General features: G+C 45.5%; 15 protein-coding genes. 8 read left to right on the top strand and 7 right to left on the bottom strand.

Annotated elements, in window-relative coordinates; genetic code table 11:
- Nucleotides 1-41: 41 nt before the first annotated feature.
- On the bottom strand, nt 42-512 hold the full coding sequence (locus QUA38_RS20835) for a hypothetical protein (protein WP_333099296.1): 471 nt from the start codon (nt 510-512) through the stop codon (nt 42-44).
- A gap of 55 nt (nt 513-567) precedes the next feature.
- Between QUA38_RS20835 and QUA38_RS20830 the strand changes: the two genes are divergently transcribed.
- Entirely contained in the window at nt 568-738 is a 171-nt protein-coding gene (locus QUA38_RS20830; protein WP_333165082.1) for a hypothetical protein, read from the top strand.
- A gap of 417 nt (nt 739-1,155) precedes the next feature.
- On the opposite strand, the gene QUA38_RS20825 is transcribed toward QUA38_RS20830, so the two are convergent.
- Nucleotides 1,156-2,376 carry an FtsW/RodA/SpoVE family cell cycle protein gene (locus tag QUA38_RS20825; protein ID WP_333165080.1) on the bottom strand — a complete coding sequence of 407 codons (1,221 nt, stop codon included), beginning with the start codon at nt 2,374-2,376 and terminating at the stop codon, nt 1,156-1,158.
- Nucleotides 2,377-2,412: 36 nt separating this feature from the next.
- Here QUA38_RS20825 and QUA38_RS20820 point away from each other — a divergent pair, with 36 nt between their 5' ends.
- Nucleotides 2,413-2,835: an EamA family transporter gene (locus QUA38_RS20820; RefSeq protein ID WP_333084583.1), complete on the top strand. Its 423-nt coding sequence runs from the start codon at nt 2,413-2,415 to the stop codon at nt 2,833-2,835.
- 112 nt (nt 2,836-2,947) lie between these two features.
- On the opposite strand, the gene QUA38_RS20815 is transcribed toward QUA38_RS20820, so the two are convergent.
- From QUA38_RS20815 to apcA, 3 genes are all read right to left on the bottom strand, one after another.
- Nucleotides 2,948-3,151 carry a phycobilisome linker polypeptide gene (locus tag QUA38_RS20815; protein WP_006634929.1) on the bottom strand — a complete coding sequence of 68 codons (204 nt, stop codon included), beginning with the start codon at nt 3,149-3,151 and terminating at the stop codon, nt 2,948-2,950.
- A 265-nt stretch (nt 3,152-3,416) separates the two neighbouring features.
- Complete coding sequence (gene apcB, locus QUA38_RS20810) at nt 3,417-3,902, bottom strand: allophycocyanin subunit beta (protein WP_006634930.1); 486 nt, start codon at nt 3,900-3,902, stop codon at nt 3,417-3,419.
- A 176-nt stretch (nt 3,903-4,078) separates the two neighbouring features.
- Nucleotides 4,079-4,564 (bottom strand): allophycocyanin subunit alpha, encoded by a 486-nt coding sequence (gene apcA, locus QUA38_RS20805; protein WP_332959487.1) that lies wholly within the window; start codon nt 4,562-4,564, stop codon nt 4,079-4,081.
- Nucleotides 4,565-5,099: 535 nt separating this feature from the next.
- On the opposite strand from apcA, the gene QUA38_RS20800 reads away from it, so the two are divergent.
- Nucleotides 5,100-5,234, top strand: a complete 135-nt coding sequence (locus tag QUA38_RS20800) for a hypothetical protein (RefSeq protein WP_333165078.1) — start codon at nt 5,100-5,102, stop codon at nt 5,232-5,234.
- Between the two features lie 403 nt (nt 5,235-5,637).
- On the top strand, nt 5,638-6,861 hold the full coding sequence (locus QUA38_RS20795) for an FHA domain-containing protein (protein WP_333165075.1): 1,224 nt from the start codon (nt 5,638-5,640) through the stop codon (nt 6,859-6,861).
- Nucleotides 6,862-6,994: 133 nt separating this feature from the next.
- Here the strand turns inward: QUA38_RS20795 and QUA38_RS20790 are convergent, their stop codons facing one another.
- Nucleotides 6,995-7,579: an endonuclease dU gene (locus QUA38_RS20790; protein ID WP_333165072.1), complete on the bottom strand. Its 585-nt coding sequence runs from the start codon at nt 7,577-7,579 to the stop codon at nt 6,995-6,997.
- Nucleotides 7,580-7,677: 98 nt separating this feature from the next.
- Here QUA38_RS20790 and glpK point away from each other — a divergent pair, with 98 nt between their 5' ends.
- The 4 genes from glpK (at nt 7,678) to QUA38_RS20770 (ending at nt 10,838) form a co-directional block, all read left to right on the top strand.
- Nucleotides 7,678-9,165, top strand: a complete 1,488-nt coding sequence (glpK, locus tag QUA38_RS20785) for a glycerol kinase GlpK (RefSeq protein WP_333165069.1) — start codon at nt 7,678-7,680, stop codon at nt 9,163-9,165.
- Between the two features lie 74 nt (nt 9,166-9,239).
- Nucleotides 9,240-9,611 (top strand): c-type cytochrome, encoded by a 372-nt coding sequence (locus QUA38_RS20780; RefSeq protein ID WP_333165066.1) that lies wholly within the window; start codon nt 9,240-9,242, stop codon nt 9,609-9,611.
- A gap of 185 nt (nt 9,612-9,796) precedes the next feature.
- Entirely contained in the window at nt 9,797-10,297 is a 501-nt protein-coding gene (locus QUA38_RS20775; protein WP_333165063.1) for a DUF3122 domain-containing protein, read from the top strand.
- A 325-nt stretch (nt 10,298-10,622) separates the two neighbouring features.
- Nucleotides 10,623-10,838, top strand: coding sequence for a hypothetical protein (locus QUA38_RS20770; RefSeq protein ID WP_015176895.1), 216 nt, complete (start codon nt 10,623-10,625; stop codon nt 10,836-10,838).
- A 169-nt stretch (nt 10,839-11,007) separates the two neighbouring features.
- On the opposite strand, the gene QUA38_RS20765 is transcribed toward QUA38_RS20770, so the two are convergent.
- Complete coding sequence (locus tag QUA38_RS20765; RefSeq protein WP_333165061.1) at nt 11,008-14,058, bottom strand: pentapeptide repeat-containing protein; 3,051 nt, start codon at nt 14,056-14,058, stop codon at nt 11,008-11,010.
- Nucleotides 14,059-14,482 lie beyond the last annotated feature (424 nt).

The raw sequence follows: 14,482 nt of genomic DNA, 5'->3' as shown, positions 1-14,482 counted from the left end.
TTTTTTGAGTAATATTACTGATTGACAAATGCAATTAAGTTTTAACTTGTCACCAATGCTTTGGCGTAGTCGTCGAGGGAATCGTAAGCAACTCCCAGGTTTCCCAGAGCTTTCCCCTCGCTTTGGCGGTCTTTAATTTCTCGATAAATTATTAGTGCCTGTTGCCAAGACTGCAATGCAGCTTGAAATTGACTAATCTGATACTGCTGACGCCCTTGGTCTAACAGTCGGTCTGCTTCGGCTTTCCGCTGAGCTTGAGTTTGAGCCAAGGCCGGAGAATTGATGATTTTAAATTGAGAGTTAGGGATAAACCGAAACTCACCTATAGTCAGCGCCGCTAAGATTGAGATGAGTCCGGACAATCCAATTTTTTGCAGTTTCATAACTTTTGACAGCCCTCTGGTTTGAATATCCGCTTGACACATCAAGATATTGCTAATGCGATTTGCATGACGCGGTTCTGTTGACTGTTGACTGTTGACTGTTGACTGTTGACCGCAAGATAGCGACATCTACCTGGAAGGAAGAGGATTGGAGTAATGAATAGTCTTTTTTTAATTTCTCCCGATCGCAGTTCCGGCTTTAAACCAATTCTTTCTGGTAACAGTAACGCGAATGCTGGGAAAATTGCAGCCGCAAGGGTTAATCATTCGAGATCGATCTCGGCATTTAATTCTTAACAAAGGTGTTTTTGCGTCCGCCTCCGATTTTTTTGGCTGCCACCCTCCAGCAGTATAGCAAGCGACCGCCATTTGCATTTACATAATGCTGTCTAATATTAAAGCCAAAATCGAATTGCATCAGAATTGTCTGTCTTGATTTTCCTCCCCCTATCTACAGCAACACATTTGTAGCCGGAAAAGATATCATTAAGCGGTGCATCTATTTAGGACAAAACTCAATGGCTAACTCAACTCAAGAAACACCGCAACCAGACAAAAAAGAATTAACTCAGATCACAGCTAAACCTCAAGAACAACAAGAAGAACCGCCAAATAAAGGTGACGGGCGGAAATAGTCGATCGCGCGGAATGATACCGCAGCAGAAGATAAAGAAACCGGGTTTTTTGACTCTTATTGAAGGTTTTAAGCAAATATTGTGGTTAAAAAACCCGGTTTCTAATTATCCGCGAGTTTAGGAAATAACTTGACAAATTATTCGGTTTGTGCGGTGCCGTTGTTCGATCGTAACTTCGGCTTTCCAGACTTTCCACGGAGGCCGTCCAAAGAAACCACATCAGCCTCAGAACTCTCCCTAGCCACCCGAATTAGCAACCCCGACAACAACAAACTCGCCAACATCGAAGAACCCCCGTAACTAAAAAACGGCAGTGGCAAACCCGTAGTCGGCAAAACCCCCGTCGCTACCCCAATATTGAGCAGCGACTGTCCCACCATCACAACCATCACCCCAATCGCGACCAACTGACTCTCACTATTTCTAGCCTTCATCGCTACTCTCAAAGCCACAGTACAGTAAGCCGCCAACATCAGCAGCAGGGAAAAACCTCCCACCAAACCAAACTCCTCAGCAAACACAGCAAAAATAAAATCGCTGTACTGAATCGGCAAATAAAATAACTTTTGCTGCGACATCCCCAAACCTACACCCCAAATGCCCCCAGAACCCACAGCCAGGAGACTTTGAATTAACTGATAGCCGTCTTGCATCGGATCAGCCCAAGGATTGAGAAAAGACATAATCCGGCGGCGCTGATATTCCCTAAAACTAATACTTAAAACGGCTAAAAGCATTCCTCCCATAGCCGTTGCGCCCAACTGCAAGTAAGGCAAGCCCGCCGCCAAAGCCACCAACCACAAAGTCATCCCGCACAAAGCGGTGGTACTTAAATTCGGCTGCAACAAAATTCCCAACAGCATTGCACCGAAAATTACCAGCCAAGTTAAGCGAACTTTATTCGTCAACCGGGACCAGTTGCCGAAAATGCGGGCGCTTTGGAGAACAAAAAACGGCTTGATCAACTCAGAAGGTTGAATAATCGGAACCGGACCCAGAGATATCCAGCGAGTCGCCCCGTTGATTGTGGTTCCCACCCCCGGAACCAAGGTCAGCCACAGTAATCCCAGCAGCAATAAAACGCCTAATTGAGCTGTTTTCAGCAGATACCGCAGGGGGGAGTATACCATCAAGTTAAAACCGGCCAGCCCGATCGCCACTGCGATTAGCTGTCGTTTAAAATAATAAAGGCCGTCTCCAAATTCATAATTGGCAATGGGATAGGAAGCCGAAAACAATGCTGTCAGCCCGACAAACAGCCACAGAAAAGTCAGCCACCTGAGCCACCGGGCCTCAGCGGCCCATTGAGACGCGCTGGGGTCAAAAAATGGAATCAAGCGTCGAATGTCATTAGCCATAGGATTTTAGAATGATCTCAATAAACTCTAACAAAGATGGCTAAAGTACCAGATTGGTTAATTTACGCATTAATTTGTTCGCTATTATATGGTTTGTGGGGATTTTTTGGCAATTTAGCGACTAAATATATTGACTACAAAACTGCTTTTGTTTATGAAGCTATTGGCGCTATTTTAACTACTTTATTTATTATTTTCCACACTAATAATTTTAGTTTTGAGGGAGATGTTAGGGGAATTTTGTTTGCCATGTTAGTTGGCGTTTGTGGTACGGTGGCATCATTAGTATTTTTTATAGCCCTTGGTAAAGGTGAAGTTGCCAATGTAGTGAGTGTTACCTCTATCTACCCGCTGATTACTATATTATTATCATCTTTATTCTTGAAAGAGGCTATTACACTACCACAAATGCTTGCTGTTTTGTTAGCGATAATCGCTGTTATACTTTCTGCTTATTGAAATATTTATCAATGATTAGATTAACAACTTTGGAAATTCTTCCTTACTACTATAACAACAAAAAAGAGGTCGATCGCGACCTCTTACCCCTCTACTAATCCAGCTTCGGCTCTTAAAGTAAACCTGTATTAGCTCCGGGCTTACCGGTAGCCAGTTGCACTTTAATAATTCTGCCGCCCATTTTCATAATTCTTTGCTGTTCCCGGAACCAGTTGTCGTAAGGAACGAGCTTAGTAAAATAGGTATTTTGCAATTCGCGCTGAGTGCGGATGCGAGTTTGACTGGGGACGCAAGCAGTCACCTTAAACATTCTCATGGGAAACTAACTCCTGAGTAGGTTTACAGATTATTAGATGGATTTTTTAAAGATTGAAGGCAGGGAGTTAGGAGTCAAAACTAGCTCGTTAAAACTCGTCGGGCTTTCTCGACAAGCCTTTGACGGTCTAGCAATCACTCTCAACTTCCCTGACCTCTTTTCAAAGTCAAAGGTAACAAGTCCAAAGTTAAAAGTTAAAAGAGGCAAGAAATAAATGTTATTTCTTCTTCTTTCTTCCTTCTTCCTTCTTCCTTCTTCCTGAGTCTTAGCTCAAGCCAGAGCAGATGTAGTCGAAATAGACGCCCATTTCTTTACCAGCGTCAGAACCGACCAAACCGGCGGTGACTTCTTTCATTGCTTGGATTGCTTGTACGGTAGAACCGATGGGCACGCCCAAGGAGTTGTAGGTTTCTTTCAAACCGTTGAGCACGCGCTCATCGAGGATGGAAGGGTCGCCAGCTAGCATAGCGTAGGTGGCATAGCGCAGGTAGTAGTCCAAGTCGCGGATGCAAGCTGCATAACGACGAGTGGTGTACATATTGCCGCCGGGACGAGTTACATCAGAGTACAACAGAGACTTAGCAACTGCTTCTTTGACGATTGTGGCTGCATTGGCGCTGATGGCTGTAGCGGCGCGGACGCGCAGTTCGCCAGAAGCAAAGTAGTTCTTGAGCTTGTCTAGAGCGCTGATGTCCAGGTACTTACCTTGAACGTCAGAGGAATTGATAACGGCGGTAATTGCGTCTTGCATGGTTGTCTTGTTTCCTTGAAAGTGGCTGAGTCAGTCCAATTTTGGAGCTAGAATTTGGAATTTGGGATTTGGGATTTGAGATTTTTAACTGGCTGGTTATTTGCAAAAGCTTTTAACTTGTTGCCGGCAACCCCCAATGTTTCAATCTAAAATCGAAAACCTAAAATCGAAATTCCTTACTGCATCGCACCGATAACGTAGTCGAAGTAAGAGGAAGCTTCGGAAGCATCTTCTCCAGACAGCAGCGAACTTGCTGCACTTTTCATAGCGCGAACGCCTTCGGCGACGGCTTCAATCGGGGTGCCGAGAGATTTGTACATTTCGCGGACGCCGACAATACCGATTTCTTCGATCGGAGTAATGTCGCCAGCTACGATTCCGTAGGTGATCAAACGCAGGTAGTAGTCGAGGTCGCGCAAGCAAGTTGCGGTCATTTCTTCGCCGTAAGCGTTGCCGCCGGGAGAAACAACATCAGGGCGCTTTTGGAAAAGTTGGTCGCCTGCTGACTTGACGATGCGTTCGCGGGATTCGCTCAAAATTTGGGCGATGCGGACGCGGCGTTCACCAGAGGTGACAAAGCTCTTGATCCGATCTAATTCACCTGGGCTCAAGTAGCGAGCTTCGGCGTCTGCGTTGACGATTGATTTGGTGACGATACTCATCTTGTGTGTACCCGCTGGATATTTTGCTATATGAACTGCTCTGCGCTGAGCTAGCGAAGGCGGGCGCTTGCGTCCCGTATCTTTCCTGCTCAGGCAGGAGCTTTGACGGGGAAGGCTGGACTTTCCACACTCAGCAACTGTTGAAGTTGTTGGTGGGTGACTGCCTTCGGTGCTTAACGGCGCTGGTTCTTCACGCCGGTGCGGTTGTGAGTGCTCGCACTAAGCCTGTCGCTTACAATACCATAAATGACTGATGCGATCTTTAATTTACGATCAAGATTGCAGCAGGCCACTTAGTGGCGATCGAGTGACTGTTCGGCAGTTAGTAAGGATATTGCTTCTCTGACACAACTACCTCTCGCAAGTATTTTGAGGCATTATGTTCACATTCTGAGTGTTACTGTAATAGTTTGTAACATTCCTTTTCATATTTGGGCCCTCGCTAAGGTGTTCGGCGTTAAAATTTCAAAGTTAAAAAATTGCTAAAATTATCTGGCAGCAAGGGTTGCAGGCGATCAAGCATTGAGGGGAAAGTGTGGCGGGCGACGGCACGAAGGTCAAAGACTTCTTGGTGAGAGGAAAGGGAGACAGGCGAGAGACAGGCGGGACACAGGCGGGAGACAGAGGGGGAGATGTGCGATCGTCTCACATCTTGCACCATTCTCAATAAATCGTGGACGGACGGGATCTCTTGTCCAAGACGTGTCAACTTAAGGTAAAACCGATAGTCCGTCAGGGGTTGAAACAAGAGCCTCAAAGCGAAAGTCTTCGCTTCCGAGGACTAATGAATGATTAAGTCCTCTTTTATTAGAGGACTTTCGCTATAAGCCCGGTGGAATTCATTCCCTGGCTCCCGTGCCGAGTGAGCGGGAGGACTGGCTGACTAAAAGCTTAAGTTAACCCCAATGGCTCCTGCCCAACCCCTACTACGCACAAGAAAACTCCACTCTTTGTGTTTGTCGAACAGGCCAGACAGCCTGTTCTAAATCATGGTGCAAGATATCAAAATCATCGGAAATCGTAACTTTCGAGCTTGTAGCTAGATTTGACTCTCACTTTTAATCTGGTGCGCCGTGAAAAGAAATCTATCAGCCCTTAAAAAAGCTTTGCAGTTTGGGATTAGCGGTGCTGTCGGCGGTTTCGCCGGCAATCTCATCACCGAACCTTTCATGCAGCGACTCCCTGGTTCGGAATCTTTTTTTGACAGTGTATTGTCTACAGGTCGCTGGTTTGGATTGGTAGGCGGTGGTATTGCTACTGCTATCATGTTCGGCTATTATTACTATATCAAAGGCAAGCCTCAAATTAAACAGGCTTTAAAAAATGGCGGATTGTTTGGTTTAATAGCAGGAGCGATTTCTGGGGCGATCGCCGAAGGTATTTACAGCGGAATTGGCGACGGAAACAACGAATTATTACGAGTAATTTGCTGGGGAATAGCTGGCAGTTTGTTAGGACTGGGACTTGCACAGCGGATTCCTAATTTGGGAGCGCTTCGCGGCACGGGAGGCGGCGGTGTTGGAGGAGTTTTGGGCGGCTGTTTGTTTATTCTATTTGCTTATAATTTATCGGGTAATGCTGACCCTTTAGCTCAATGTGCAGGCCGTTTAAGTGGGTGTGCTGCGATCGGTTTTTGGATTGGAATTATGCTAGTGGTAGCCGAAACTTTGTTCAACAAAGCTTGGCTAGTGATTAGTTACGATACGGGAGCAAATCGCACTCTCACTCTGGGTTCGGAACCAGTGACTTTTGGCAGCGATGAAAATTTCTCTATTATCTGCATTCCTAATGTTTCGCCCTTGGCCATGCGGTTTCAATTAGAAGCAGGTCAAATTGTTTGCGAGAATGTTGATAGCGGGGCAATGACTTATTTGCGATCGGGCGACCAAAAGAGAATCGGCAACTGTACAATTACAGTAGGAAACTCTGACTTGCCAGCCCCAACATCGGCAAATATTCCGCCTACCTTTATATCAGATCAGCCCGCAGTAAATTCTTTTACGAGCGCTCCATTTTCTCTCAAATTAGGCAGTCGAGTTATTCCTCTGAGTGTGGGAACTCAACTATTCACCTCTGACATACCGAGTTTAACAGCCGCAGTATCTAACGGTCTTGTAGCTATAGTCACTTCTCGATCGAGAAACGAGCTTTCTTTAGGATTGACAAATTTGTCCGATCGCGCTTGGTGGGCTACAGACATTCAAGGCGATATAAAAATGGTAGAACCTGAAAGTACCCTGACTTTGGCATTGGGAACTCAAATCGAATTCGGTGAAATTGACGGCGAAATTGTGTAAGTAAGTAGGTAGGTACCAACTCATCGAATAACATCATTTATAATAAGCTTTTCATGGGCGGATAGGATGCCAAACCCACAAAAAAAATTACTTTTTGTGGAACGGGCATCTTGCCCATTCTATTAGCTTTTATTCAAGCAGAACTGCCGCTAACTCCAGTAATTACAGCCGCACCAATCAAATGAGCCAAACGCAAAGCTTCAGGAACTTTCCCAGTGTCTGTCAAACGGTGAAGCACCCTCGCTATTACTTCTGGTTGTTCGCCACAAACTTGAAAAAAGAAAGGTTCAAAATCGTGAATTTTTCCGGCGCGCCGCAACAAGTGTAAACGGTATTCCGAGTCGGGTAAATGGCGGAGGGCTTTTTCAACAGCAGCTAAATCTGGTTGGTGGCGCATGACAGCAACGCAAGGAATTTGCAGTCGTGATGCTAACTCAGGAAGGTCAATAATATTGAAGCCACCGAAAGCAATTCCGTCTAGCAAAACCAGATGCAATTGTGGCAAAAATTTGCCTCCAATGAGTAGCCCAGAAATAGCATCCGTGGCATCTAATCCGTCGGGGAGGACTTGTCCCCACACCATTCCTTCAAATCGAGTTCCCCCGCAGACTATGCCCGCGATCGACACCTGACTGCCGCTTATACGAGAAAATGGAGCGTCGTCAAAGCCAATAACCTTAATTGTGCGATCGAGCCTCAGCAAATCTGCCAGTTTCAACTTGTGGAGCTCCCTAAGCTAATTTTTTTGGGATTAGGTTGTATTTTACATAGTATCATATACGTTAAATAGCTCATTACTAAAAAGGTTTTAGACAATTGGCAAAAAAATACGTAGCAGCGATCGACCAAGGAACTACCAGCACCCGGTTTATCATCTTCGATCGTCGGGGACAGATAATTTGCAGCAACCAACAAGAACACCAGCAAATCTATCCGCAACCAGGATGGGTTGAACACAATCCCGATGAAATTTGGCAGCGCACCCAAATCGTAATTAAAAATGCCCTCGAAATCGGCAATATTGACCCGAAAGATATTGCTGCACTCGGTATTACCAACCAGCGCGAAACTACAATTGTTTGGGACAGAAAAACTGGCAAACCCTACGGCAATGCGATTGTTTGGCAAGATACCCGCACTCGCTTTATTTGCGATAAATTAGCTGAAGTTGAGGGCAAAGATCGATTTCAAAAACGATGCGGTTTGCCGCTGGCAACTTATTTCAGCGGGCCGAAAATTAAGTGGATGCTGGACAATATTCCAGGATTGAGGGAAGCTGCAAATCAAGGGGATGCGATTTTTGGCAATGTCGATAGTTTTCTGATTTGGCACTTGACTGGCGGCGCGCATATTACCGATGTTACCAACGCCAGCCGCACCATGCTGATGGATTTGCAAACCCTCGATTGGGATGCCGAAACTTTGGAAATAATGGCAATTCCCCGCCAGATGCTGCCAGAAATTCGCCCTTCGAGTCAAGTTTTTGGAACTGCAAAAGGATTGCTTGCAGGTGTTCCAGTTGCGGCTGCTTTGGGCGATCAGCAGGCCGCCCTCGTCGGGCAAACTTGTTTCAGTCTGGGAGAGGCGAAAAATACTTACGGTACGGGCTGTTTTATGCTGCTGAATACCGGTGAGACGATCGTCCCTTCAAAAAACGGGTTGCTGACAACAGTCGCCTACAAGATGGGGGAATCGCCCGCTGTGTATGCTTTGGAAGGCAGTATTGCGATCGCCGGAGCTTTAGTGCAGTGGCTGCGGGACAATTTGGGCATCATCAACACATCTGCAGAAGTAGAAACATTAGCAAATACAGTCGAAGATAGCGGCGGAGTTTACATTGTCCCCGCTTTTTCTGGACTCTACGCACCCTATTGGAAAGACAGCGCCCGGGGAGTAATTGCAGGTTTAACTCGCTACGCGACTAAGGCACACATTGCCCGCGCAGTATTGGAAGCTACCGCGTGGCAAACGCGAGAAGTATTGGATGCGATGAATCAGGATTCAGCAGTGCAGCTTTTGTCTTTAAAAGTAGACGGAGGTATGGTGGGAAATCACACGCTGATGCAGTTTCAGAGCGATGTTTTGGGAGTGCCTGTGGTGAGACCTGTGGTAGCAGAAACTACTGCACTCGGTGCGGCTTATGCGGCCGGTTTGGCTGTGGGTTTTTGGAGTCAGCTAGCCGAATTGCGGGACAATTGGGCGGTGGATTGTACTTGGGAACCGAAAATGCCGATCGCACTTCGCGAGCAAAAATATCGCTTTTGGAAAAAAGCCGTTTCCCGCACCTTCGATTGGGAAGAATAAATCGCTGAGTTAACCCCAAAATCCGTATTTAGTGATATCCTTAAATCCAGCACTATTTTTCAACTTGCAAATAAATGATTTCGCTAAAGAACTTAAAAATCATTCTCACCACCTTTCTATTGATAGTGACACTGGCATTTGTAGAAATCGCCACTAATTCCCAAATCGCCCTCGCAGATATAACTACAAATCCCACAACCGCAGCCGAAATTTTTAGCGCCAACTGTGCAGGCTGTCACATCAACGGTAGCAACATTATCAGGCGCGGGAAAAACTTAAAACAAAAAGCATTAAAAAAATACGGCATGGATTCCATCGCCAACATTTCCAACTTAGTAACTAACGGCAAAGGTATTATGCCAGCTTACAAAGATCGTTTGTCGGAACAACAAATTATCGATGTTTCAGCTTACGTGCTATCCCAAGCTGAAAATGATTGGAAATAAAGCCAATTATGGAGATTTTCAGAGCAGGTTTAGCGTTTAACTTGGTCATCCATGAATAATATTTATACAAACAAAGGCTGCCTGCTTTTTATCTTCTATTGTTCATTCCTTAATAATCTTTATACAAAATCTATTATTTTTCTATGTTCTGGTAAAAAAGTGTAAATTATCGGAGGTATTGCAAGGTGAAAAAACATTATTGTTGGCGTAGAACTTTAACTATTATTAGCTTGTGCTTGTATCTGATATTAGCTAGCAGCCCGCCCGCTTTCGCGTCGATTCACAAATATCCAGAAACTGCCGAGACAGTAATGTTCCGATCCGTACAAAGCCTGCGTGATACAGATGACAAAGCATGGCAAGTTGTTTTATACAAACGGGTCAAGTCGGGAGTAGTAAAGTCTTTAAATCTGAGATTAGTAGGATTTCCTGGAACAGAATTGCAGCACCCGGTTCCGCTGAAAGTTGTGGCGGGCAAGCGCGAAATTGGCAAGACTAATGATATTTGGAACGAGTCCGATTTGCCAATTAATGTCGGAGAATACGATTTCAAATCAATAATTACAGAATTGGAAAGTAATCGACCTTTGCTTTTGAGTTTGCCCGTGAAAAATCAAAATGAGACACAAGTGCTGGTTCCTCCTTTTGCTGTCAGAGAATGGCGGCTGTTGTTAGACAGAAACTAAATATACGGATTTAAGCGCACTCTACATTCAAAATTTATACAATTTTCAATGTCACAAATCGCTATGTTTAAATTATGCCTTAAGGTAGATTTAATGTATTTGAAGAATAATGCGAGCTAACAAAAACTAAATAGATCAATTTAATTGCACTGTACATTTAAAATCGCTCAAGTTTCAGGGATGTATCAAAAATAACTTTATTTACATAGACCTTAAGGTAGATTTAACCTATTTTAAGGATAATTATGAAACAAACTAAAAGCTGAGTTAGTCGGGTGACAAAACTTCAGTGTTTTAACGTAGGTGTATTCAGGGTAAATCTACTATGACTTTAATCAGTAAAATTGTCCGCAAAGCTTTGGCAACAGGTTACTTAACGGTTGAGGCCGAAGAACAGTTGCGACAGCAGTTGCAGATGACTAAGTACGGTTTAGAAGATTTTGAGGCTTTTATTAATTTGCAAAAAGAGGTGATGGAGGGAAGGGTGAAACAGCAAGCTTTGGAATTGTTACGATCGCGCAAATGTTCTGCGACGGCTTGAATCCCGTTCGATCGACCTTTTGGATAAAATAAGGTCGATCGACATACGAAGGTCGATCGGCCTTTCGGGCGCGGACTCTGGCGCCCACCCCACAAGAAAATTCACTCATTGTGGGACAGGCCGGAAAGCCTGTTCATAAAAATGATACGCCAAGCCGGGAAAAAGGTTTCTACTCCATTCCTAGCTGTTGCCTTAACGCTTCTGGAACCTCAACGGCTGTATCTAAACCTAGAACATTCTCCCACTTTGTATTTTCATCCCATTCGATATCTCCAAAAGGGCGCTCACCGAGGTATGCGCCGCTGAGGTTTGCGCCAAAAAGCTTTGCGCCGCTGAGGTATGCGCCGCTGAGGTTTGCGCCGCTGAGGTATGCGCCGCTGAGGTCTGCGTCGCTGAGGTTTGCGCCGCTGAGGTTTGCGTCGCTGAGGTCTGCGTCGCTGAGGTCTGCGTCGCTGAGGTATGCGCCACTGAGGTATGCGCCACTGAGGTATGCGTCGCTGAGGTATGCGGCAAAAAGCTTTGCGCCGCTGAGGTTTGCGCCGCTGAGGTTTGCGCCGCTGAGGTTTGCGCCACTGAGGTTTGCGCCGCTGAGGTTTGCGCCGCTGAGGTCTGCGCCGCTGAGGTTTGCGCCGCTGAGGTCTGCGCCGCTGAGGTTTGCGCCGCTGAGGTTTGCGCCGCTGAGGTCTGCGCCGCTGAGGTCTGCGCCGCTGAGGTCTGCGTCAATGAGGTCTGCGCGGCTGAGGTTTGCGTGGCTGAGGTTTGCGCCGCTGAGGTTTGCGCCACTGAGGAATCTCCCAACTGTTTGGCGAAAGCCAGAACCCCCAACACACCAGCTATAACCTATGAGACGCAACAACCGACTTGCATCGTCAAGTTTACCTTCAGCATTAGGTTTCCCGCAAGGATAAAACATTATTTTGTCTTTGAATTCAGGTGTCTCCTGACTGTAACGGTGCAACTCCAACAGCAAAATCATCGCATTCAAACCAGCATAAATATCTATTTGTCGCTGTCCCAAGGTTGAGGTTCTCAATTGATCTCGCAGTAGGCGCATCTTCTTTTGAGGCAAATTTTCCGGCGGCGCATCAATAAATTCCCCCTCGCACCACCGCACATAAAAACCCTCCAGACGCTGGAATAACTCCACAAGGTGAAACTGATTTTCCTCCCCTGGATCAGCCGGAGTTGTTAACAACCCCATCAAATATTCCACAATTTCTCCCGTCAACGGCCCATAACCCAACAAATCATAAATCTCCCAGTCCATCTGAGAGTCTTTAGTATTAAATTTAATACGTTTGTTTCCCGGTCTCGTCCAATCTTCCAGACTTTCTTTCAATCGTTCCGCACACAGAAATTCACCAAAACTCTTGTGTACAAACTCCACAGAACCTTCTTTACTGCCTTGCTGAAGATAAAAAACCGCCAAAGCATTTCTCAGAGGATCATCGTTAATCCGTTCTCGTGCTTTTTCAAGTAATGCTTTAACCGAGTTATCTGCTGTCAATCGTTCCTCAATCATCGCCACAGGAGCACATTCCCCTCCCGACTGCACCACGCACAACGCTGCTTCTGTAAGGATGCGCCGCAAATCCTCTGTTTCCAATTCTGTCAACTTGCGATTGAGCAATTTAGACCGCTGTTCTGTGAGTACCCAATTCACCGCTTGGTTGTAAATCAAAATTTTTGCTTGAGTGCTGTTAGTTCCTTGAAAATCCTCAACTTTCAAGGTTTCGTCCCGGTGCATCGCTGCTAAGAGATAAAGCAATAGCGGCTCTCGCGACAGTTCGGATTTTACATTTTGTGGACAGCTTTGATGTTGCAAAAAATGCTTAAAAGCTGAGGTTTTTGCCGCACCAAATTGGGATTTCCACTTGCTCAGCCACTGTTGCTGTAGTCGGTTATCCATCACCTGAATTTTGACTCGCTCCAGGTTATCTGGCATTTGCCTTTCAATCCCTTGCAAAGCTAAAGTTCTGCCAGTAATCAAAACCCGGTGTCTCATTTCCGAATTCTGATCGCAGTCCCGCTGAAATTGTCCTACTTGCTTGAGAAATTGCTCTAAACCGCCGCTACTTCTCCCCTCCATCACCAACTCGTCAAAGCCATCCAAGAAAAACAAATATCGTGTGTTTCGATCCATCAACCAGCCCTCATCACTAGCAAAACCAGCAGTAACTGCATCTTTTAGCGTCTCTCGAAAACTCTTTTGCAATGTGGGAATATCTCGCAGTCGAATTAACACGGGCGTCCAAACTGGATGCAAATGTTGCCGCACCCAGTCAGCAAACATCCGACAAAAAACGCTTTTACCACGTCCGGGCCCAGCTTCGACGAACATCACCAGATTTTGTTTGTTTTCATCTGCAAGCAAGTTTTTTGCCCAAGTTTCTAAATCAAATGCTGTTGCACGCTTATTAACAGCGCCATTTTTATCAATTGGCCTTGCCTTCAGAGGCACGTAGATATCCTTGAATGAGAAATTTTCTTTAAATACCGATTCTAGCGGTAGAGAGGAAATCTGTTCTTGCAAGTAATTATCAATGCTGTGATATTTCTCCTGTTCCTCCCGCCATTCGCTGAAAGAAGGCTGTCCAAGATGTTTCATTGCTTCGCCGGAAACTGCCCAAGCTTCGATTAAATAGCGGTGAGTATTAGCAGCAACTCTATTTGTCAAAATTTGAGCTTCATCGGCCTTCAGTCCGGCTTGTTGCAGCCGCTCTGATAGCACTAGGTTGAATTCCTCGGCTAATGTCGAATCCCGGAAGCAAATAACAGTTTTTGTGGCTGCTTTATCGCTAAATTCCAAATCCGCCAATTTTTTAAGCAACTGCTTGACTTTATCGGAAACCGGAGTTTGCCCGATGCGATTTAACAGACTCTCATCTTGTTCAAGAAACTCCTTAAAACTTTCCAAATAAGCCGCCTGACTGACGAGGAAAATGCACTCAGATAAAGTCGGCTGCTGTTGAGTTTTTTCAATAAAAAACGCCAGCAGTTTCGCCACAATCCCGACAAATGGCAATCCAGTTCCCACAAGTTGAGCTAAGGGAGAGTTCAAAACCTCTAGCAGCAAGTTGCTATTGTCCAGCTCTTGTTCTTTGAACATTTTTGCCAATTCTGCGGCTGTTTTTCCAGCTTCTCCGATTCCCTCCGCTGCTTCGGCGGAACACAGTTCTTTGATATCAGTAGTTAAGAATTTCCAGATGCGATTGGCCATTTTTACCTGCCACCTTTCAGAAGAGAGAATGTGAGACAATTTACATTTAACTCTGTAAGCATCCGTAAAGAAATAAAATCGGACTTACGCAAGGGTGGTCAGAAACGGGGTTTTTTCCTGAGAAGACGCGTTACAGCCGGCATTAACGGCAAAAAACCGGGTTTTTTGGGTTTGCATCGGTTTTCAAACTAACAATTAAAAAATATCAAGTTCGCTTAGCCTTGACAAAAATACAACAATCCGCAACAATGGTAGATTGTCTGTCTAAATCCGGCTCGGATCAGGTTAAGACATTCCAAAAGCTCGAGAGCAGTCAGCAGTCAAAAGTCCACAACGACCAATGACCAATGACTCATCAGCTACCTGTACGGCAATCTCAACAACCATCCCATGACTTACGCAATCATTGAAACCGGCGGCAAAC

Source organism: Microcoleus sp. Pol12B4 (assembly GCF_036701385.1).
Classification (GTDB): Bacteria; Cyanobacteriota; Cyanobacteriia; order Cyanobacteriales; family Microcoleaceae; genus Microcoleus.
The sequence above is the reverse complement of the archived record's forward strand: the minus strand, read 5'-3'. Positions and strand labels throughout refer to the sequence as shown.